19 protein-coding genes are annotated in these 20565 nt (G+C 54.9%); 3 read left to right on the top strand and 16 right to left on the bottom strand.

Annotation, left to right across the window (positions count from 1 at the left end):
- Positions 1 to 113: 113 nt before the first annotated feature.
- The 10 genes from hisIE to hprK all read right to left on the bottom strand — a co-directional run bounded on the left by hisIE (position 114) and on the right by hprK (position 8298).
- Complete coding sequence (hisIE, locus tag ACE99V_RS03620) at positions 114 to 746, bottom strand: bifunctional phosphoribosyl-AMP cyclohydrolase/phosphoribosyl-ATP diphosphatase HisIE (protein ID WP_400489785.1); 633 nt, start codon at positions 744 to 746, stop codon at positions 114 to 116.
- Positions 743 to 1501: an imidazole glycerol phosphate synthase subunit HisF gene (hisF, locus tag ACE99V_RS03615; RefSeq protein WP_400489784.1), complete on the bottom strand. Its 759-nt coding sequence runs from the start codon at positions 1499 to 1501 to the stop codon at positions 743 to 745. The genes hisIE and hisF overlap by 4 nt, the downstream gene beginning before the upstream one ends.
- Position 1502: 1 nt before the next feature.
- Entirely contained in the window at positions 1503 to 2240 is a 738-nt protein-coding gene (gene hisA, locus ACE99V_RS03610; RefSeq protein WP_400489783.1) for a 1-(5-phosphoribosyl)-5-[(5-phosphoribosylamino)methylideneamino]imidazole-4-carboxamide isomerase, read from the bottom strand.
- Positions 2237 to 2857 carry an imidazole glycerol phosphate synthase subunit HisH gene (hisH, locus tag ACE99V_RS03605; protein WP_400489782.1) on the bottom strand — a complete coding sequence of 207 codons (621 nt, stop codon included), beginning with the start codon at positions 2855 to 2857 and terminating at the stop codon, positions 2237 to 2239. The genes hisA and hisH overlap by 4 nt, the downstream gene beginning before the upstream one ends.
- Position 2858: 1 nt before the next feature.
- Positions 2859 to 3458 carry an imidazoleglycerol-phosphate dehydratase HisB gene (gene hisB / locus ACE99V_RS03600; RefSeq protein ID WP_400489781.1) on the bottom strand — a complete coding sequence of 200 codons (600 nt, stop codon included), beginning with the start codon at positions 3456 to 3458 and terminating at the stop codon, positions 2859 to 2861.
- Positions 3455 to 4756: a histidinol dehydrogenase gene (gene hisD / locus ACE99V_RS03595; RefSeq protein ID WP_400489793.1), complete on the bottom strand. Its 1302-nt coding sequence runs from the start codon at positions 4754 to 4756 to the stop codon at positions 3455 to 3457. Before hisD ends, hisB begins: the two co-directional genes overlap by 4 nt.
- A gap of 18 nt (positions 4757 to 4774) precedes the next feature.
- The gene (gene hisG, locus ACE99V_RS03590) at positions 4775 to 5419 is read right to left on the bottom strand and encodes an ATP phosphoribosyltransferase (protein WP_400489780.1); all 645 of its coding nucleotides are present in this window, start codon (positions 5417 to 5419) and stop codon (positions 4775 to 4777) included.
- Positions 5416 to 6597, bottom strand: a complete 1182-nt coding sequence (locus ACE99V_RS03585; RefSeq protein WP_400489779.1) for an ATP phosphoribosyltransferase regulatory subunit — start codon at positions 6595 to 6597, stop codon at positions 5416 to 5418. Before ACE99V_RS03585 ends, hisG begins: the two co-directional genes overlap by 4 nt.
- Before the next feature lie 241 nt (positions 6598 to 6838).
- A complete protein-coding gene (locus ACE99V_RS03580; protein WP_400489778.1) occupies positions 6839 to 7333 on the bottom strand; it encodes an acyltransferase in 495 nt (164 codons plus the stop codon).
- A 29-nt stretch (positions 7334 to 7362) separates the two neighbouring features.
- Positions 7363 to 8298: an HPr(Ser) kinase/phosphatase gene (gene hprK / locus ACE99V_RS03575; RefSeq protein WP_400489777.1), complete on the bottom strand. Its 936-nt coding sequence runs from the start codon at positions 8296 to 8298 to the stop codon at positions 7363 to 7365.
- Positions 8299 to 8553: 255 nt separating this feature from the next.
- On the opposite strand from hprK, the gene ACE99V_RS03570 reads away from it, so the two are divergent.
- The gene (locus tag ACE99V_RS03570) at positions 8554 to 9867 is read left to right on the top strand and encodes a sensor histidine kinase (RefSeq protein WP_400489776.1); all 1314 of its coding nucleotides are present in this window, start codon (positions 8554 to 8556) and stop codon (positions 9865 to 9867) included.
- A gap of 21 nt (positions 9868 to 9888) precedes the next feature.
- A complete protein-coding gene (locus ACE99V_RS03565) occupies positions 9889 to 10503 on the top strand; it encodes an accessory gene regulator B family protein (RefSeq protein WP_400489775.1) in 615 nt (204 codons plus the stop codon).
- A 187-nt stretch (positions 10504 to 10690) separates the two neighbouring features.
- Here the strand turns inward: ACE99V_RS03565 and ACE99V_RS03560 are convergent, their stop codons facing one another.
- Genes ACE99V_RS03560 through uvrB form a run of 4 tightly spaced genes read right to left on the bottom strand, consistent with a single transcriptional unit; the run spans position 10691 to position 16592 of the window.
- On the bottom strand, positions 10691 to 11056 hold the full coding sequence (locus tag ACE99V_RS03560; RefSeq protein WP_400489774.1) for a phage holin family protein: 366 nt from the start codon (positions 11054 to 11056) through the stop codon (positions 10691 to 10693).
- A gap of 11 nt (positions 11057 to 11067) precedes the next feature.
- Positions 11068 to 11697, bottom strand: a complete 630-nt coding sequence (locus ACE99V_RS03555; RefSeq protein ID WP_400489773.1) for an HD domain-containing protein — start codon at positions 11695 to 11697, stop codon at positions 11068 to 11070.
- 32 nt (positions 11698 to 11729) lie between these two features.
- The gene (uvrA, locus tag ACE99V_RS03550) at positions 11730 to 14597 is read right to left on the bottom strand and encodes an excinuclease ABC subunit UvrA (RefSeq protein ID WP_400489772.1); all 2868 of its coding nucleotides are present in this window, start codon (positions 14595 to 14597) and stop codon (positions 11730 to 11732) included.
- A gap of 18 nt (positions 14598 to 14615) precedes the next feature.
- A complete protein-coding gene (uvrB, locus tag ACE99V_RS03545) occupies positions 14616 to 16592 on the bottom strand; it encodes an excinuclease ABC subunit UvrB (RefSeq protein WP_400489771.1) in 1977 nt (658 codons plus the stop codon).
- A 153-nt stretch (positions 16593 to 16745) separates the two neighbouring features.
- Between uvrB and ACE99V_RS03540 the strand changes: the two genes are divergently transcribed.
- Positions 16746 to 17426 (top strand): flagellar hook assembly protein FlgD, encoded by a 681-nt coding sequence (locus ACE99V_RS03540; protein WP_400489770.1) that lies wholly within the window; start codon positions 16746 to 16748, stop codon positions 17424 to 17426.
- A gap of 205 nt (positions 17427 to 17631) precedes the next feature.
- On the opposite strand, the gene ACE99V_RS03535 is transcribed toward ACE99V_RS03540, so the two are convergent.
- Positions 17632 to 18912: a PDZ domain-containing protein gene (locus ACE99V_RS03535; RefSeq protein WP_400489769.1), complete on the bottom strand. Its 1281-nt coding sequence runs from the start codon at positions 18910 to 18912 to the stop codon at positions 17632 to 17634.
- Positions 18913 to 19009: 97 nt separating this feature from the next.
- Positions 19010 to 20491 (bottom strand): S41 family peptidase, encoded by a 1482-nt coding sequence (locus ACE99V_RS03530; protein WP_400489792.1) that lies wholly within the window; start codon positions 20489 to 20491, stop codon positions 19010 to 19012.
- Positions 20492 to 20565: the final 74 nt, after the last annotated feature.

Here is a 20565-nt window from a genome sequence, read left to right as displayed (position 1 = left end):
TTTATGCGTTCCGGAAAGTTTATTTCAGGACGCTTTCACACGGTGAAGCCCTTAAACTTTCCTACACGATAAAAAAACCACTTTCTTTTCTACAAAGAAAGTGGTGGGGTCCTTTACCGCCGCTTTTGCAGTTCGGCCAACACATCGTCCAAAGGCAGTTTTTGTTCACGCAGCAGGACCAGCAGGTGGAACAGCAAATCGGACGCTTCGTAACGCAGCTCGTCATGGCTGCGGTTCTTCGCTGCGATGATCACTTCCGCCGCTTCTTCGCCGACCTTTTTCAAGATTTTGTCGACGCCTTTTTCAAACAGGTAGGTGGTGTAAGACCCTTCCGGCCGCTCTGCTTCGCGGGAGGCAATCAACTGCTCCAGTTCGTTCAAGATGGCAAAACGGTCAGACGTCCGGGGCACTTCGTTCTCATCGGCAAGGAGCGAATCGGAGAAACAGCTGTATACCCCTTTGTGGCAGGCAGGACCGGCGGGAACGACTTTTACGACGAGAGCATCTCCGTCGCAGTCGTACTGCAGAGAGACAATCCGCTGCGTGTTGCCGGAGGTTGCGCCCTTGTGCCACAGCTCCTGGCGTGAGCGGCTCCAAAACCAGGTTTCACCCGTCTCTATCGACTTCTGAAGCGACTCCTTGTTCATGTAGGCAAGCGTCAGCACTTCCTTGCTGACTGCGTCCTGTACAACGGCCGGAATCAGTCCGTTTTCATCAAAGCGCAATTGTTCCCATGGTATCGTCATGGACGTACGACAACTCCTTTCCCCAGCAGGTAGTCTTTCACGGCTTGGATGGAGGTCTCCTCATAGTGGAAAATGGAGGCGGCCAGCGCTGCGTCCGCTTTCCCTTCTGTCAGCACCTCGTAAAAATGTTCCCGCGCTCCGGCTCCGCCTGAAGCGATGACCGGGATGCCGACCGCTTCGGAAACAGCAGCGGTCAAGTCAATTCCAAAGCCTTTTTTCTCACCGTCATCATCCATACTGGTCAAGAGGATCTCTCCCGCTCCCAGCGCTTCCGCTTCCTTCGCCCAGGCGATCACATCCCGGCCTGTCGCATTGCGTCCGCCGTGGGTGTACACTTCCCAGCGATTCTCACCCGTACGGCGCGCGTCGATGGCGACCACGATGCACTGGGAGCCGAATACCGCGGCCCCTTCTTGAATCAGTTCGGGCCGCAGGACAGCTGCCGTGTTGAGCGAGATTTTATCCGCACCGGCGCGAAGAATGCGCTTCATGTCATCCACGCTGTTGATGCCGCCGCCGACGGTGAAGGGTATGGTGATGTTGGCGGCTGTCCGCTCGATGACCTCCACCATCGTTTTGCGTCCCTCGTGAGAAGCCGAAATATCGAGAAAGACCAGCTCGTCCGCACCCTCCCTGCTGTACTTCTCCGCCAGTTCCACCGGGTCTCCCGCGTCGCGAAGTCCAAGAAACTGCACACCTTTCACCACGCGCCCGTCTTTTACATCCAGACAGGGAATAATTCGTTTTGCCAGCATCCTACACACGCTCCCTAATACGGTCCAGCGCCTCGTTTAATGGAAATGCTCCCGTGTACAGCGCCTTGCCCACAATCGCACCGGCTACGCCGTCCTTCGTGCTCTGGGCCAGTGTGAGCAAGTCAGCCAGCTTGCTGACACCGCCGGACGCGATCACTTCTTTGCCGGTCGCTTTCGCCAGCGAAACGATTTCCTCCACGTTGGGGCCGGTGAGGGTACCATCGCGGGCGATGTCCGTATAGATAAACGTTTCCGCACCGAGCGAGGCAAGCCGCTTGGCCAGCTCCTCCGCTTTTACATCGGTGGTGGTCAGCCAGCCGCGAGTCGCCACGTACCCGTTGCGGCAGTCCAGCCCGATGGCGATCTGCTTGCCGTACCGTTTCAGCACCTGCTCGGCAAATTGCATGTCCTCAATGGCAGCGGTGCCCAGAATCACCCGGGCCACTCCCGCTTCCAGATAGTCAGCGATCTGTTCAGCCGTCCGGATGCCGCCGCCTACCTGCACCGGGATGTCCACCGCCTGAGCGATTTCCTTGATGATCGCATCGTTGGCGGGCTTCCCTTCCTTGGCGCCGTCCAGATCAACCAGGTGGAGCCAGGCCGCTCCCTGTTGCACCCACTGATGGGCCATCTCCTGCGGGGAGTCCGCATACACCGTTTCCTGGGTGTAATCTCCCTGAAACAGGCGCACGCATTTGCCGCCGCGGATGTCGATCGCCGGATAGATGATAAAGCTCATGACAGGACCCCCTCACATTGTTTGGCAAAATTGCGCAGCAGCCTCATGCCGGTCTCGCCGCTTTTTTCCGGGTGGAACTGCATGCCACATACGTTGCCCCGGCCGACGATGGCGGTGACGTCCTGATGATAGTCGCTCGTCGCCAACAGCACGGAGGGGTCGGTTACCCGTACGTGATAGGAGTGGACGAAGTAGACGTAGTCGCCGTTCTGCACCCCGTCCAGCAGCGGATGCCGGCTCTGCTTTACACTCAACTGGTTCCAGCCCATGTGCGGCACCTTGTAGTCGCCGCGGAAGCGGACCGCTTCACCCGCCAGCAATTTCAATCCGGTGTGGTGTCCGTGTTCTTCGCTTCTGTCAAACAAGAGCTGCATTCCCAGACAGATGCCGAGAATGGGTCGGCCGGACTCGGCATAGGTTCGAATCGGCTGCTCCAGACCGAGCTGCCGGATATTGGCCATCGCGTCGCCAAATGCCCCTACCCCCGGTAAGATCAGCCCTGCGAAATCGGGGAGGCGCTCCGGCTGCGAGACGAATTCATAAGCGTAGCCAAGGCGCTCCAACGCCTTGCTGAGGCTGAACAGGTTGCCCATCCCGTAGTCGATGATTCCGATCATGTTACAAAACCCCTTTGGTCGAGGGAACGCCCTTCACGCGCGGATCGATCGTTGTCGCCTCGTCGAGTGCGCGCCCCAGCGCTTTGAAAATGGCTTCGATCATGTGGTGTGTATTCTGTCCATAGTGGAGAATGACGTGCAGATTGATCCGCGCCTCCAGCGCAAACTTCCAAAGAAACTCGTGCACCAGCTCGGTCGGGAACTGCCCCACCAGCGGCGACGGATAGGAAGCGCGGTACTCCAGGTGCGGTCGGTTGCTGATGTCAATCACGACCTGGGCCAGGGCGTCATCCATCGGCACAAAAGCGTTGCCGTAGCGTTTGATCCCCTTTTTGTCAGCCAGCGCTTCCCGCAGCGCCTGTCCCAGGCAGATGCCGATATCCTCGACCGTGTGGTGGTAATCCACCTCGATGTCCCCTTTTGCCTTCACGGTCAAATCAAAATGGCCATGGCGCGTAAACAGATCCAGCATATGGTCAAGAAACGGAACCCCCGAATCCTGCCGGCTGCTGCCTTCGCCGTCTACGGCGAAAGAGAGGGAAATGTCCGTCTCGCCTGTCTTGCGGTCGATCTGCGCCGCTCGTTTCACGCTGTTGATCACTTGTCTTCACGCTCCTGTTCTTCCGCTTCAAAATCACGCAATCGTTCCAAGATCGCCCGTCCGTGTGCGGTGAGTCCTTCCTGCTCGGCGATGGCGACGATTTTGCGGCCGTTCTCACGCAAATCCTGCCGGCTGTACGAAACCACGCTCGATTTTTTGATGAAATCGTCCACCGACAACGGCGAGGAGAAACGTGCCGTGCCGTTGGTGGGAATGACGTGGTTGGTGCCGGCGAAGTAGTCGCCCACCGGCTCCGAGCTGTACGGTCCGAGGAATATGGCCCCGGCGTTCTCCACCTTGGACAGATGGTCAAACGGGTTCTCGATCAGCAATTCCAAATGCTCGGGAGCGAGGCGGTTCACCACCTCGAAGCCCTCCTCCAAATTGTTTACCAGACAAATCGCACCGTAGTCGCGCAGCGATGCTTCTGCGATCTCACGGCGCGGCAGATCGGCCAACTGTCGCTCCAGTTCGCTCTTGACCGCCTCCGCCAAAGACAGGGACGGAGTGACCAGCACAGCAGCGGAAAACGGGTCGTGCTCCGCTTGTGAAAGCAGGTCTGCCGCCACGTAACGCGGGTTCGCCGCATCGTCGGCGAGAACGACGATTTCGCTCGGCCCTGCCACCATGTCAATGCTGACCAGTCCGAATACTTCCCGCTTCGCCAAAGCGACGTAGATGTTTCCCGGACCGACGATCTTGTCGACGGCCGGAATCTGCTCGGTACCATACGTAAGCGCCGCAATCGCCTGGGCCCCGCCTACCTTGTAAATCTCATTGACCCCGGCGATTTTGGCAGCGACGAGAATGGCCGGGTTTACTTTTCCGTCCGGTCCCGGAGGCGTGGTGATCACCACTTCTTTTACCCCCGCAATCTTGGCCGGAATCGCGTTCATCAGTACGCTGGAGGGATACGCTGCCGTCCCGCCCGGCACATACAGACCGACGCGTTTCAGCGGCCGAACGATCTGTCCGAGCAGCGTGCCGCTCTCCTTGGTGGTAAACCACGATTGACGAACCTGGCGTTGGTGAAAATCGTGGATGTTGGCAGCCGCTTCTTTGAGGGCCGAAATAACGTCCGGTGACACCAGCCCCTCCGCTTCCTTGTACTCCCCTTCACTGACGCGAAACGAAGTCAGCGCAACGCGGTCAAACTTCTCCGTATAGACACGCAGAGCTTGGTCGCCTTCTGCGCGTACATGCGCCAAAATTTCGCGGACCGCTTCCTGCTGTTGGCGGGTGCCGGCTTCTATATTTCGCTTGGTATCGTATTCATCGGCTTTGACCAATCGGATCACGTCTGTCACACCTCTCACCTATTCCTTCGGGATGGCCTGCAAAAATTTGTTGGCGATGTCGTCTACCGCTTCGCTTTTCATCCGGTAGCTGGCCCGATTGGCAATCAGCCGCGTCGTGATTTCACAAATATGCTCCAGCTCCACCAGACCGTTTTCCCGAAGCGTCTGGCCGGTAGAGACGATATCGACGATACGGTCCGCCAATCCGATCAGCGGAGCCAGTTCCACAGAACCGTTTAACTTGATCACTTCCACCTGCTGCCCCTGCTCACGGAAGTATCGGGACGCAATTCGCGGATATTTGGTGGCCACACGCGGCGCCTCTGTCGGTTTCCAGTCCGGTAGACCGGCTACTGTCATGCGGCAGTACCCGATCTGCAGATTGAGCAGTTCATACACGTCCCGCTCTTCCTCCAGCAGCACGTCCTTGCCCACCACTCCGACATCGGCCACTCCGTACTCCACATAGGTGGGGACATCCGTCGGCTTCGCCAGGATAAACTCCAGATGGGCGTTTTCCACCGGAATGATCAGCTTCCGGGATTCCTTCAAGTCGCTCGTGACCTGCAGACCGGCCTGCTGCAAAAAGTGGACGGACTCTTCAAAAATGCGCCCCTTTGGCATGGCAATGGTCAGTTTTTGCGGTTGATCGGAATAGCTCATCTTGACTCCTCCTGCTCGGTCAGGAATAACGCGTTGCCATCCGCTTCCGCACGGCACGCCTTCCATTCCGCCTGATCCAGAATACAACGTGTTACAACGACGATGCCTTCCTCACGCAGCCGCTGCGCCTCCTGCAGCGCTTCCCGCCGGCGTGACGGCGCGTAGCAGAGCAGCGTCCGCGGCCGCTCCTGTTCCACAGTCGCAGCCGTCACCTGCATCAGCCGGTCCATCTTGATGGCAAAACCTGTCGCCGGTGCGGGTCGTCCGAACTGTGCCAGCAGGCCGTCATACCGGCCACCTCCAACCAGCGGCGAGCCCAGATCGGCTGCATATCCTTCAAACACGATACCCGTGTAGTAGTTCAAGTTGCTGATCAGGTTGAAATCGAGCAGCAAGTACTCGGTTACACCGTACGCTTCCAGAGCTTCCCATAGCGAGGCGATAGTCTCAACGGCCTTGCGGGCTTTCCCGTTGATCGTAAGCTCGCGGGCTTCGGCGATTTTGCCTTTTCCTCCCCGCAGACGCAGCAGCGCGTGCAGGCGCCTCTTTGCTTCTTCAGCAATGTCAAGCTGATCGGCCAATTGACGGTAGCCGACGAAGTCCCGCTCGTAGAGATAGCGGCGAAACTGAGCCTGCGCCTCCGTCTCCGGCACGATTTCCTCCAGCAGGCCGTCAATGAAATCAACATGCCCGATGGCGATGCGGAAAGTGGAAACCTCTGCCGCCTGCAGACAGAATACAGCCAGTGCGATCGCCTCAGCATCAGCGTCTACGGTCGCATCCCCGATCAGTTCTATCCCTGTCTGGAAAAACTCGGCATTGCGGCCCGCCTCCTTTTCCTGGGCACGGAACACGTTTGCCTGGTAAAACAGCCGGATGGGCAGTGACACATCTTTATATAAAGAAGAAACCACACGGGCAATCGGTGTCGTCATGTCGGGACGCAGCACGACCGTATGCCCCTGCTTGTCAAGGAGTTTGAACATCCGATCCGTCAAAGTGGCGCTGGCTGCACCAACCGTGTCATAGTACTCCAGCGAGGGGGTACAGATTTCATCGTATCCCCATTGCTCAATGCAACGGCGCAGCGCAAGCTCCAAATGCCGTTGTTTCGCCAGTGATTCCGGCAATATGTCCCGCATCCCCAGCGGTTTTTCAAATCCCAACGGCTTCGACATTGCTCTTCCCTCCAAATGCTTTACTCTGCTAATATGCTAATAAACTAAAGCGTTATGTAGAAGAGTATCACGGAAACCGGATACGGTCAACCGGAAGCGAAATAGTCGAACTATTTTTACATACCCACCCGGCGACAGCTAACGCTGGTGTCGGCTGGGGCCCCGAACCCTTTCCTTGTGGCTGTATTCGATGTCCCAATGTTATTAATTCTCATATACTAAAACAAAAAGGCTCGCCGATCTATTCGGCGGAGCCTGCCTCCCTGATAATCTGCATGGGGTTTCCCCCGACAAATGCGCCGGCCGGAACGTCCTTATGCACAACCGTTCCCGCTGCTACCACGGCACCCTCGCCGATCGTCACGCCCGGCAAAATGGTAGAGTTTGCCCCTATCAGTACACGATCCCCGATACGCACCTCCCCCAGCCGGTATTCATCCACCAGGTACTCGTGGGCCAGGATGGTGGTGTTGTAGCCGATGACGCAGTTTCGACCGATTTTGATCAACTCGGGAAACATGATATCCATCATCACCATCAGCGCCACTGCCGTCTGTTCTCCCACTTCCATGCGCAGAAAAGTGCGATACAGCCAGTTTTTCCAAGAGAGAAACGGCGTATAGCGGGCAATTTGTATCACAGCAAAATTTTTCACCACTTTCCAAAAGCTCACCGTTTGATACAGCTGCCACAACGGATTGGCGCCGTTCACGGAATAACGTCTGGTCTGCCTCATCTGCTCGTCTGCTCCTTCTTGTCAGCCGTCTAGAGATCGGAATCGCTGTCTTCCAGGATGGCGTCCATCTGCTTTTTGGAAAAGTGAACGGCGGCATTGTAGCCCATTCGTTTCAGGCGGAAGTTCATCGCGGCCACTTCGATAATGACAGCCAGGTTGCGGCCGGGACGAACAGGCACGGTTATCACCGGGATCTCCGTATCCATGATTTTAATCCGCTCTTCGTCCAATCCCAGTCGCTCGTACTGCTTGTGCGGCTCCCACAGCTCCAGCTGGACCACCATGGCAATGTTTTTCACGTTGCGTACCGCCCCTGCGCCAAACATGGTCATGACGTTGATGATCCCGACACCGCGGATCTCCAGCAGATGTTGAATCAGTTCCGGCGCACTGCCTACCAGCTGTCCGCCCTGTGTCTGCCTGATTTCCACAGCATCGTCCGCAACCAACCGGTGTCCGCGCTTTACAAGCTCCAAAGCCGCTTCGCTTTTCCCGATACCGCTCGATCCCATGATGAGGACGCCTACCCCGTAAATGTCTGTCAGTACGCCGTGAATCGTGGTAGTCGGTGCCAGCCGGTTCTCCAGGTAGTTGGTCAGCTTGCTCACCAGCGAGGTTGTCGCAAGCGGCGACTGCAGGACTGGTACGGAACGTTCATTGGAGATCGCCAGCACCTCGTCGGGCACGGTTTGATTCCGTGCCACACAGAAGCACGGCGTCCGTTCGTGCATGAGAAACCTCATCCGTTCCAGTCGTTCTTCGCGGCTCAACGTTTCAAAAAAATGGATCTCCGTCAGCCCTAACAATTGGATCCGCTCTTCCGGATAGTAGGAATAGTATCCAGCCAGCTGGAGGCCTGGTCTGCTCAGATCCGTTACGGTAATTTCCCGGCCCAATCCTTCTTCACCGCTCAGGACTTTCATTTGAAAATGTTCCACGAGATGACTTACTTTTGTTTTGCGCAAGCGTTTCTTCCTCCCCCAGCGGTCATGTTCAAGTCCGTTTTTTCAAACTACTTCCATTGTAGCGAACAGACGCCTGCGGAGACAACCTGTCCTCTCAACTGCGCCGCTTCGAATATCCCTACCTTTTTTTTTGTAATTACAGTAAGATAGAATTAGTTTGATTTCTAACAATTTCATCAATTATTGAAACGTTCCCGTGACAGAAATACATTGCTGACGTTATCTTCTTCGTGTAGAAAGAGGGGGAACACCATTTTGGACTTGCTTCTCAACTTCATCCTGATTGATGTACCGGAAGCGTTCATCGTCCTGGCCCTTGGGCTGGCTGTGTTCAACGTTTCCATCCTTCCCATGCTGAAACGAGGGCTATTGTTTAGCGTACTGTTCGGCATAGGCAGTTTTTTACTGACCACCTTTCAAGTCACGTATGAATTCAAGATTCTTGCCCTGTTCACCTATATGAATCTGCTCGTCACCCTATTGTTTCAAAAACGTGCCTTGCAGACAGTGATTATCAGTGCGAGCAGCTTCGGGTGCATTATGCTGGCAGAATCCTTTATCATCACATTCTTTAATCTATTCTCCATCAATCTGGAACAAATATTGAACAACCGATTGTATTTATACTCGGCCGTATGGCTTTACCTTCTGACCTTGCTCGGACTTACATACGTTTTGCGCCGCAATCGCTTCGACTTGCAAAAATTATTGCCCGAAACAAAGACAAACCAATATCTCTCGATGCTCATCGTAGTAGGAGCAATTGAGTTTCTCCTCATTTTGACAATCAGCACCCGACTCTTTCTGGCGAAATCAAACTCGATGGATATGTTCCTGCTCGAAAATGTGCCTCTGTTATTATGGCTGATCCTCGCTCTGTTCATTATCATGATCTGGCTGTTTCGAGTCTATTTGCAGTTGACGATTCACCGGGTTGAAGCAGAGACAGAGACTCCTTATTTGCAGAACATCCAGGACCTGGTAACGGCCATCCGCTCCATCAAGCATGATGCCGTGAATCACTATACCGCAATCGATGGTTTCCTGAAAAAGAAAATGTATGACCATGCAACGGATTACGTCAAAATGCTGTTGGAAGAGGCAACCAACATCGTACAAGTGGTGGAAGGAGTGAACAGCCCAGCCGTTTCTGCTCTGCTCCATTCCAAAATGGCCATCTGTGTCGCCAATCACATCTCCTTCTCCATTGAAATCGAATCCGAGTCGCAGTTTTCGTTTATCAAAACCAATGACTTCATTAAAGTACTGGGAAATCTGCTGGACAACGCCATTCGGGCAACCCTTCACGAGCCGGACAGCAACCGTTACATACGATTGCAGTGGACACAGGATAACCAGGTAGAATCACTCATCATCGAAAACAGCGGTCCTACTATTCCTCCCGATAAACTGGAAGAAATATTTGATTTGAGGTACACCACCAAAACCAATGGAGAAGGGGGTGTCGGATTGGCCGTTGTAAAAAAAGTGATCTCAAAATACAACGGGAACATCTACGTTGAATCAAAAGATGGCGTCACTCGTTTTCGCATCGTCTTTTCGATTTAAAATCGCAAGGAGGTCGTCATCATGAGTTGGGCTGAGAAGTTGTCCATCCGCATTGCCAGAAAAATCGTACCTGCAGGAGATTCTTACACAGTCGGACAAGTTTCCCACGGGATTGAGATTTTTTTATGGCAGGTGCTTGGCGCCGTTTCCTTGATTGCCATTTCCACACTGTTCGATTGTGTCGTGGAAGCAATTACGGTTTCCGGGATCTATATGCTGTTGCGCAATTTTACAGGCGGCGTACATTTCAAGGGTGCTCTGGCCTGCTTCATCACCGGAAATGTTCTCATGCTGGCAGCGGCGCTGTTGGCAAAACAGCTCCCGGCTGATCATGGCTGGTTCTCCTTCTGGTTTGTCCTCTCTTCAACGGTTCTTTCTTTTTGGATAAACCTTCGATACGCTCCGGCCCCGCATACCTATGTGCAGATCGATGAACACATTCGTAGAAGAAATAGAAAAACCATTCTATTAATCCTAATTGCCGGTTGCGCAATCTCCCAAATTCTGGTATATTTTGACTATAAACAACTAGGCCATGCGTACAGTATTGCCGTATTGCTTCAATCGTTACTGCTCCACCCTTTGGCCTACCGGGCGATGGAGCAATACGAAAAATCATTTTCAAGAAAGGGTTGATTGAAAATGTTGAAGAAGTTAGCGGTCTTGTCTTGCGGGTTCTTTGCCATGCTGTCTTCCATGAACCTTGCCGGTATTATGTGTATCTCCAACCTCCACGAACCGAAACCGCCTCATATGCGCGGCGAATAACATGATAGCTAGAAAAAATGACCACTCCTCATCGGGTGGTCATTTTTTCTGTCTTCTACCCTTTCTTCTTTTTTCTGACAACCCAATCAATCAACCAACTGAATAGACTCATGGCAGCTGCCGCTAGAATAATCGTGCCCAAAGAGGCGGGCCATGCTCCCAGTTCAAAGCCGTCAATCAGGTAAGCCGTCAGGACAAATGTCACGGCGTTTACCACAAACCAAAACAATCCCAGGGTCATAAATCGAAGCGGCAGGGTGAGAAACATCAAGACCGGTCGAATCAAGCTGTTTACCAGCCCCAGGATAAATGCGGCGAGAACCGCCACAGAAAAATTCTCCACCTGAACCGATTCAAACCAACTGCTGATCAACAACAGGGCCGCTCCATTCAACAGAAGCTTGACAACCCAGCGAATCATCCTGTCCCCCCCTAGGAAACGCCTTGCATTTCTCTTTCCCACTGCTCGAAGAATTGCACCATAAAGCGGTGACGTTCCGCGGCAATGCTTTGTGCCGTTGCAGTCATCAACTTGTCTTTGCAGCGGCTTAGTTTCATTGCAAACTCCCTGAACGGTGTATGCTGCTCCGGATCGTCGGTGTGGATCGGCTGACCGATTACACCGGAATAGGTGAAGGCCCGGGCAACGCCGATCGCCCCGATGGAATCCAGTTTGTCTGCGTCAAACAGGATTTGCTCTTCCCTTGTCGTCGGCGGGTTGTTTTTACGGAAGCGGTGGGTCAGAATGGCTTTTTGCACGACGGCGATCAATTCGGTCGGATATCCTTCCGCTTGAAGCAGGACTTCAGCCTCCCGCGCGCTGATTTCCGCATGGCACTGCTTCGTCTGCCGCTCTTCCGCCCTTCCGATGTCATGCAGGAGAGCAGCCAGCCGCAGCACCTGCATGTCGGCTCCCTCCTCTCTCCCGATGCGCTCGCACAGGGACATGACTCTCAGATTGTGCTGCCAGTCATGGGCAGGATCCTGCCCGTCGAAATATCTCTTTGCTTTCTCCACCAGCTGCTCCGGGAGCGCTTCCAGTGCCAAAGCCGCGTAATCCATCTCCCATCCGCCTTCCGTTTTTAAATGGTTCTTTATTTGGAAACCAGCTGGTCCAGCTTGGCCAGCGTACGCGCACGATCCCGTTCCAAAATCGGCCCGAGGAACTGACCGGTGTAGGAGCCTTCCACTTTCACGACCTCTTCCGGCGTTCCGGTGGCGACAATTTCCCCTCCGCGCGTCCCGCCCTCCGGACCGAGGTCGATAATGTAGTCGACTGTCTTGATCACGTCCAGATTGTGCTCTATGACCAGTACCGTATCCCCGTTCTCCACGAGGCGCTGCAGCACTTTCAACAAACGGTCGATGTCATCGGTATGCAGACCGGTCGTCGGCTCGTCGAGGATGTACAGCGTTCGTCCCGAACTGCGGCGGTACAGCTCGGAAGCCAGCTTCACGCGCTGTGCTTCGCCTCCTGACAGAGTTGTCGCCGGCTGACCCAGCTTCATGTAGCCGAGACCGACATCGACCAGCGTCTGCAGCTTCCGCTCAATTCTCGGCAGGTTCCGGAAGTACTCCAGGGCGTCTTCAATCGTCATTTCCAGCACATCGGCAATGTTTTTGCCCTTGTACTTCACTTCCAGTGTCTCCCGATTGTAGCGCTTCCCGTGGCAAATCTCGCACGGTACGTACACGTCAGGGAGGAAGTGCATCTCGATCTTGATGATCCCGTCGCCGCTGCAAGCTTCACATCGCCCCCCTTTGACGTTGAAGCTGAAGCGCCCCTTTTTGTACCCGCGCACTTTCGCCTCGTTCGTAGACGCAAACAGGTCGCGGATGTCGTCAAAGACACCGGTGTAGGTAGCCGGGTTGGAGCGCGGGGTGCGCCCGATCGGCGACTGGTCGATGTCGATCACCTTGTCCAGATGCTCCAGTCCGGTGATACGGCGGTGTTCACCCGGTTTGGCCTTGGCTCCGTTCAGTTCGCGGGCCAGCGCCTTGTGCAGGATTTCGTTGATCAGCGTACTTTTACCCGAACCGGACACACCGGTCACGGCCGTAAACAGCCCCAACGGTACTTTTACGGTGACGTTTTTCAGGTTGTTTTCCTTCGCCCCTTCGATGGTGACCCACTTGCCGTTTGGTTTGCGCCGCTCCAGCGGAACGGGGATGAACTTGCGCCCGCTCAGGTAGGCACCTGTGAGCGAGTTCGGATTCTTCATCACTTCTTCCGGGGTACCGGCGGCCACGATCTGCCCGCCGTGAATGCCTGCACCCGGACCGATATCGATGATGTAGTCGCAGGCGAGCATCGTATCCTCGTCGTGCTCCACCACAATCAGGGTATTGCCCAGCTTGGTCATGTGCTCCAGGGTTTTGATCAGGCGGGCGTTGTCCCGCTGATGCAGACCGATACTCGGCTCGTCCAGGATGTACAGGACGCCCATCAGACTGGAGCCGATTTGCGTAGCCAGGCGGATCCGCTGCGCTTCGCCGCCTGACAGGGTACCGGCCGCACGGCTAAGGGTCAGATAATCCAAGCCTACGTCAATCAGGAAATGAAGACGGGATTTGATTTCTTTGAGAATCAGATTCGCGATCTTCGTCTCTTTTTCATTCAGCTCCAAACTGTCGACAAACTGGTATGCATCCGTGATCGACAGATCCGTCAGGTCCGAAATGCTGCGACCGCCTACCCGCACAGCCAGGCTTTCCTGACGAAGACGCTGCCCTTTGCAGACCGGGCACGGCTTCTGGCTCATGTAGCCTTCAATCTGCTCGCGAATATAGTCGGAGCTGGTCTCAACGTGACGACGCTGCAGGTTGGGAATCACTCCTTCAAAGGGAACGATCGCTTCCCGCACCTGGCCGAATTCGTTTTCATACCGGAACTGGATCTTTTCGTCCCGGCTACCATACATGAGAATCTGCACCTGTTCCGGCGGCAGCTCTTCGTACGGGATGTCCATACGGATCCCGAAGTGTCGGCAGGCCGACTCCAGCAGCTGCTGATAGTAGGTGGAGGACTTCGGCTCCCACGCCTCAATCGCTCCGTCCGAGAGCGTTTTGGTCACGTCCGGCACTACCAGATCAGCGTCGACCTCCAGTTTGATTCCCAGACCGTCGCACTCGGGGCAAGCTCCGTACGGGCTGTTAAAGGAAAAGATCCGCGGTTCCAGCTCGCCGATGGAAAAGCCGCAGATCGGGCAGGCGTGCTTCTCGCTGAAGAGAAGCTCCTCCTGCTCCATCACGTCGACGATCACCTTGCCGTCAGCAAGTCGCAACGCTGTTTCCAGCGAGTCCGCAAGACGTGTGGTTACGTCGGGCTTAACCACGATCCGGTCAACAACGACTTCAATGCTGTGCTTTTTGTTCTTCTCCAGCTTGATCTCTTCCGACAGGTCTCGTATCTCCCCGTCGACTCGAACCCGCACATAGCCTTGTTTGCGGATGTCCTCCAGCAGCTTGGCATGCTCTCCTTTGCGTCCCTGTACGAGCGGAGCGAGAATTTGCAATCGGGTGCGCTCCGGATATTCCATGACGCGATCCACCATCTGCTCGATAGTCTGCGACTGAATTTCTATGCCGTGCTCGGGGCATACCGCTTTTCCTACACGCGCATAAAGCAGACGCAGGTAGTCGTAAATTTCCGTTACCGTCCCCACAGTGGAACGAGGGTTGCGGCTGGTCGTCTTCTGATCGATGGATATGGCCGGCGACAAACCTTCGATGGAATCCACGTCCGGCTTGTCCATTTGCCCCAGGAACTGGCGGGCGTAGGCAGAAAGAGACTCCACATAGCGCCGCTGTCCCTCGGCGTAGATCGTATCAAACGCGAGTGACGATTTTCCCGAACCGGACAAGCCCGTCAGCACGACGAACTTGTCGCGCGGGATGACCACGTCGACATTTTTCAGGTTATGGGCGCGAGCGCCTTTTACCACGATGTGTTCCAATGGCATGAAAATATCAACCCTTCTTTATAGCTCAGCCTTCAGCTCGAGTATCAGGTCGCGCAGCTCGGCTGCACGTTCAAACATGAGATTGCGCGCCGCTTCCTTCATCTCTTCTTCCATCCGCTCAATGACCAGGAGGCGGTCCTTCTTCGGCATCTTCTTAAACTCCGCATGCGGCAGGTAGTCCGCCTTCTCCTCCGCCGCCCGAGTGGCCTCGATGACTTCGCGAACCGCTTTTTTCACCGTTTGCGGCGTAATGCCGTGTTTTTCGTTGTAGGCCAACTGGATGGAGCGGCGGCGCTCTGTCTCGCGAATGGCAGCTTTCATGGAATCGGTCATCTTGTCGGCATACATGATGACGCGCCCTTCGGCGTTGCGCGCGGCACGCCCAATCGTCTGGATGAGGGAACGCTCGTTGCGCAGGAACCCTTCCTTGTCCGCGTCGAGAATGGCGACCAGCGATACCTCCGGCAGGTCCAAGCCCTCTCGCAGCAGGTTGATCCCAATCAGAACGTCAAACTCCCCCAGCCGCAGGGAACGCAAAATCTGCATGCGCTCGATGGTTTTGATGTCGGAGTGCAGGTAGCGTACCTTGATGCCGATCTCTTTCAGGTAATCGGTCAAATCCTCCGCCATCTTTTTGGTGAGTGTCGTCACCAGGACGCGCTCATTCTTGGCAATCGTGGCCTGAATCTCGCCGATCAAATCATCGATCTGCCCTTTGATCGGGCGAACGGAAATGGTCGGGTCGACCAGACCGGTCGGACGGATCACCTGCTGCACCACTTGCGGACAGTGTTCCAGTTCATACGGGCCGGGCGTTGCAGAAATGTATATCGCCTGCTTAACCTTTTGCTCAAATTCCTCAAACTTCAACGGACGGTTATCCCGCGCAGATGGCAGACGGAAGCCGTGCTCCACAAGAACGTCCTTGCGGGCACGGTCGCCATTGTACATTCCGCGAATTTGCGGCAATGTCATGTGCGACTCGTCGATCACCACCAAAAAATCATCGGGGAAGTAATCGAGCAGGGTATAGGGCGCATGGCCGGGCGGCAATCCGGTAAGGTGACGGGAATAGTTTTCAATGCCGGAGCAGAAGCCCATCTCCATCATCATTTCGATGTCGTAGCGGGTACGCTGCTCCAACCGCTGCGCTTCCAGCAGTTTGCCCGCTTCCCGCAGCTCCGCCAGCCTCTCTTCCAGCTCAGCCTGGATGCTTTGGATGGCCCGTTTCATCTTCTCTTCGCGGGTGACGTAGTGGGATGCCGGAAAAATCGCCACGTGGTCCCGCTGCCCCAGGATCTCACCGGTCAGCACGTCGATCTCTGTAATGCGCTCAATCTCGTCGCCGAAAAATTCCACACGGATCGCCTGTTCGCTGTGGGACGCAGGAAAAATCTCCACTACGTCTCCGCGCACGCGAAAGGTACCGCGGGTAAAATTGATGTCGTTGCGGTCGTACTGGATATCGACCAGACGGTGCAGGATTTCATCCCTGCTTCTCTCCATGCCAACGCGCAGGGAAAGCAGGAGCTCCCGGTACTCTTCGGGAGAACCCAAACCGTATATGCAGGAAACGGAGGCGACAATAATCACGTCGCGGCGCTCAAACAAGGCGCTGGTGGCAGAGTGCCGCAGCTTGTCGATCTCCTCGTTGATGCTCGCATCCTTTTCGATGTACGTATCTGATTGCGGAATGTACGCTTCCGGCTGATAATAATCGTAGTAGCTGACGAAGTACTCAACGGCATTGTTGGGGAAAAATTCCTTGAACTCGGCTGCCAGCTGGGCTGCCAGCGTCTTGTTGTGGGCGATGACAAGCGTCGGCTTGTTCACCTGGGCGATCACCTGGGCAGCCGTGAAGGTTTTTCCCGTGCCGGTCGCTCCGAGCAGCGTCTGGTGCCGCTTGTTCGCTTTGACGCCCGCTACCAGTTCAGCAATGGCAGTCGGCTGGTCACCGGACGGCTGATACTCGGATACCAATTGAAAACGATCCATTCCACCGTTCATCTCCTTGTATCACTATCACTCCCATTATAACACAAACTTTTCAAAAATAAGCCAGCGATTCGAACAAATGTTTGTCTATTGCACTTCCGCCGTATTGCCGATAAAAGGAACGTAGCCTGCGACCACAGGGAGGTACCCACAATGGCATCATCCGTGAACAATACCAACAGCATTCCCGCTCATTTAAGCTATAAGAATAAAAGAGAGTTCTCTTCCGAACTGGATCAGAACGCTTTCATGAAGTTGATGCTGGAACAGCTGAAACACCAGGATCCGATGTCTCCGATGGACAACTCTCAGTTCATCCAGCAGACGTCGATGATGACCATGGTGGAAAAACTGACCCGCATGGCCAGCTTGATGGAAGAATCAAACAGCAGCCTGCTGAGCGTGCGCCAATACGAGGATTTGATCGGCAAGACCGCCTCCTACGAAAAGGAGACGATGGACGAACTGACCGGTGAGGTTACCCGTGAACAGAAGGAAGGCGTGATCCAGTCCGTCAAGATGGAAAAAGGCAGAATCTACTTCCAGATCGGCGAGGATGCGCTGATCCCACGTGACAAAATTGATGGCATCGAGTCCAAAGGACCGTCCGGCGACAATCTGATGGACAACGCGCTGAAATACGCCCAGATGATCGGCTATCGCGTTACCTATCTGGAAAAAGCCACAAACACGGACGGCAGTACCGCCGATCATGAGAAAAACGGCGTGATTCAATCCGTCAGCATGAAAAACGGCCTGGTAGAGTTGATCCTGGAAGACAACAAAAAGTTGAAGCTGAGCGAGATTATCGGCTTCGAGGCACCGGGGACATAACCAAACAAGAAAACCCACCCGGCATTAGCTATCCTCAACCCACTCGGCGTTATCGCTGAGCCGAGTGGGGTCCCTTTCTTCGCCGGGCGGGGCCCCGAACACTTTTCTAGCGGCTGTATGGGATGTCCAAATTTATAAATTCTTATACACCTAGTAAAGCCTGCTTGATTTTCAGATCAAGCAGGCTTCTTCTTTCCCACATCGTTTACGCGCCGATATTCAATTTCTCCAGCTTCTGCTTCAACAGCTGAACGATGCTGGACTTCTGCAAATCCACATAGACCCGCGTGAATGCGTCCGGCACCACGATGATGCCAAGCTGATGATGGTTTCCTGCGTACACGGCGCACTGGACGAATTTCAATTCGCCGCCATGTGTGAGTACCTCCATCTTGCAGAAAGCCGGATTGGCTTGCATCGCCGGGTACAGCTCTTCCTTGCTGCGGACGGACAATCCGTTCACCTTGACGACAATCTCACCGGGCAAAAGGCCGATTTCTTCCGCGGGTGTCCCCGGAATCACAGCCATGATCTTGACGCCAGCCGGAGTCTGGATAAAGTAAGGCGGCTGCTGGCGTTCCTGCCACTGGCTCAACCAGAACAACCCTTCATGACCGATCAGGGCGAACAACGCCGCCAGCACAACGAGCGGCGGAAGCAGTACGGCCGCGTACGTGAGCGCGAGGAGCACAACCGCGTACCATGCCAGCTGCTTGGCGATATGGCGGGTTTTGCGCTTCGGAGTCAGCGTCTGGGTCAAGTCGGAAAAGCCTGTGACGGTGGGCAAAAGCAGCAGTCCAAAGGTTAAGCCCTCAGCGGCAAAGAACGGCCAGCCTGGAAAAAGTGTCCCCGAAAAACCGCCGCCCGGGGCGGTCTCCACCAGCACCGCCAACGGTGTCAGCCAAAAGGAGTGAAGCAGGTAGGCGCCGACGATGCGGCCGCGTTTGCCTTCCACAAACAGCGGAGATGCGTCCCGACCGGCATTCCAACGAATCAGCCAGGCTTCAATCAAATGCATCACCGCGACCAGGGCCAGCAAAGGAACAGGCTTCGCCTGCAGCAGCCAGCTCCAAACCGTACCAATTCCTGCCACCTGCGTTACACCGGGTGCAAGTTGCGCCAAACCGTGCAGGAGAGCAAGTATGCCTGCCGCGTAAGCAAAGCAGAGGAAGCGCAGGTTTACCAGCGCGAGGCAGACGGCGATCCCCCACAAAAGCCACAAGTCCTGGACTTGAATCACGACGCCCAGTGCTATAGCCAGAACGGAGACGGCCAGCCCCCCTGCCGCTCCCATGCCGAGCGAACGCAGTGTTTGCAGCAAAGGGGACTGAATCCGAACGGCAAACAGCTGTCGTTCCAAATTCATCTGTCTGCGGTAATGCAGATATATGAAAAGCACAAAGACATAGAGCAACGGATTGAGAAAAAAACGGCCAAAACCGTACAAGATAGTGAGAAACAGTTCTCCATTGAACGCCAATTGCATCACCCCGGGAAAAAAAGAACCACGGTAGTCTTTATTGAGACTGCCGTGGTTACCATTTCTACAACCTGCAGGGGATTCCCTGCCTGGCTCGGTTGGTTTATTTTACTTTTGCCTGCTGCACGACGACTTCCAACGCTTTTTGCAGCTGCAAGTCATTCTTCGGATCGCGAATTTTTTCCCGGAGACTGTCCTCCATCGCCGCCCTCGTTGCCTGGTCGACCTTTCCGGTTTGCGGAAGCTTCTTCGCCGCCTGGAATCGCTTGACGGCCGCTTCCGTTTTTTCATCAAAGTAACCGTCGTTTCGATCGGGATTGATGCCCAACCCTTCCAGAATCAACTGCAGATTTTTCACTTCGCTGCCTGCCATATCTCGGGCCAGCTCCTTGTCTGCGGGCAGTTGGGCGGCATTGAAGTAAGCCGGCTGTTCCACTTTTACGTCAGGCTCGATGCCCTTTTGATGGACCCATTCACCTTTTGGCGTCAGCCACTTGGCGATGGTCAGCTTCAGCTGGCTCTTGTCATCCATCTCCATGGTGCTTTGGACGGTGCCTTTTCCGAAGGTTTTCGTACCAACCAGCTTGTATCCGCCGCTGTCTCGCAAAGCGCCGGCGAGAATTTCGGAAGCGCTCGCGCTGCCATCGTTGATCAGGACAACAATCGGATACGGTTTGGCCGCTTCCGTGGTAGAACGGAATTCTTCCTGCTCACGGGACTGAGAGCCGTAGACGATTTTGACAATCAGGCCTTTTTTCGGAACGAGAATCTCGCCGATCTCCTTGACGGCCAGCAGATATCCTCCCGGGTTGCCGCGGACGTCGATAATCAGGCCGCCGATTCCCTGTTTCTCCAGGTTGGCCAGCTGATCCTTGAAATGCGCTGCCGTCTCCGATGAGAATTGGGAAATCTCAATTTTCCCCACATTGACGCCATCCTTCTTGATAATTTCACTCCGAACCGTTTCAATCGGGATATCGTCGCGAATGCAAGTGACGGTCATCGGCTCCGCGATGCCGGGACGCATGATTTTCAAGACGGCCTTGGTTCCTTTGGGACCGCGAATCTTCATCACAGCCTGATGAACGTCCAATCCATCCAGGGACTCGCCGTTTACGCTGAGGATTTGGTCGTTGGGCCGCAAGCCCGCACGCTCCGCCGGGGAGTCCTTAAACGGAGAAACGATGGTAATCCGACCATTTTGCAAAGTGACTTCCGCACCGATCCCCTGGAAGGTGGAGTGAAGCGTCGAGTTAAATTCCTCGGCAGACGTCGGATCCATGTAATCGCTGTAGGGATCCTCCAGCGAACCGACCATGCCGTCAATCGCCCCTTCGATCAACTGATCGTTGGAAACGTTCTGAATGTATTCTTTTTTAATTGCCGAAAACGCTTCATACAGTTTGTGAAACTCCTGCGGGTACTCATCCTTGCTCCCCGGGGAAAACAGCTGCTTGGCAGCTGCGGTGACAGCCCCTGCCGGACCGCTGTCCGCTGCCGGTTTCATCATTGCCATCGTGAGAAAGCTGCTGGCAATCATGGAGACAAGCACGATCGCAAGCACGGAACGTCCATTCCATTTCATTGTCATGACACCATCCTTTGTGCTCCCGGTGGAAAACATATGCAGCTAGTGTATGCAAACCTGGAACACAATAT

The sequence above is a fragment of the Brevibacillus soli genome (assembly GCF_044759095.2).
Taxonomy (GTDB): domain Bacteria; phylum Bacillota; class Bacilli; order Brevibacillales; family Brevibacillaceae; genus JBIYSM02.
This window is presented reverse-complemented; position numbering and strand designations above follow the sequence as displayed.

Bases quoted from the DNA above. Each gene is read 5' to 3' on its own strand.
- hisIE (WP_400489785.1), bottom strand. From the start codon at position 746: ATGACGATACCATGGGAACAATTGCGCTTTGATGAAAACGGACTGATT.
- hisF (WP_400489784.1), bottom strand. From the start codon at position 1,501: ATGCTGGCAAAACGAATTATTCCCTGTCTGGATGTAAAAGACGGGCGC.
- hisA (WP_400489783.1), bottom strand. From the start codon at position 2,240: ATGAGCTTTATCATCTATCCGGCGATCGACATCCGCGGCGGCAAATGC.
- hisH (WP_400489782.1), bottom strand. From the start codon at position 2,857: ATGATCGGAATCATCGACTACGGGATGGGCAACCTGTTCAGCCTCAGC.
- hisG (WP_400489780.1), bottom strand. From the start codon at position 5,419: ATGAGCTATTCCGATCAACCGCAAAAACTGACCATTGCCATGCCAAAG.
- ACE99V_RS03585 (WP_400489779.1), bottom strand. From the start codon at position 6,597: ATGTCGAAGCCGTTGGGATTTGAAAAACCGCTGGGGATGCGGGACATA.
- ACE99V_RS03580 (WP_400489778.1), bottom strand. From the start codon at position 7,333: ATGAGGCAGACCAGACGTTATTCCGTGAACGGCGCCAATCCGTTGTGG.
- ACE99V_RS03565 (WP_400489775.1), top strand. From the start codon at position 9,889: ATGAGTTGGGCTGAGAAGTTGTCCATCCGCATTGCCAGAAAAATCGTA.
- ACE99V_RS03560 (WP_400489774.1), bottom strand. From the start codon at position 11,056: ATGATTCGCTGGGTTGTCAAGCTTCTGTTGAATGGAGCGGCCCTGTTG.
- ACE99V_RS03555 (WP_400489773.1), bottom strand. From the start codon at position 11,697: ATGGATTACGCGGCTTTGGCACTGGAAGCGCTCCCGGAGCAGCTGGTG.
- uvrA (WP_400489772.1), bottom strand. From the start codon at position 14,597: ATGCCATTGGAACACATCGTGGTAAAAGGCGCTCGCGCCCATAACCTG.
- uvrB (WP_400489771.1), bottom strand. From the start codon at position 16,592: ATGGATCGTTTTCAATTGGTATCCGAGTATCAGCCGTCCGGTGACCAG.
- ACE99V_RS03540 (WP_400489770.1), top strand. From the start codon at position 16,746: ATGGCATCATCCGTGAACAATACCAACAGCATTCCCGCTCATTTAAGC.
- ACE99V_RS03535 (WP_400489769.1), bottom strand. From the start codon at position 18,912: ATGCAATTGGCGTTCAATGGAGAACTGTTTCTCACTATCTTGTACGGT.
- ACE99V_RS03530 (WP_400489792.1), bottom strand. From the start codon at position 20,491: ATGAAATGGAATGGACGTTCCGTGCTTGCGATCGTGCTTGTCTCCATG.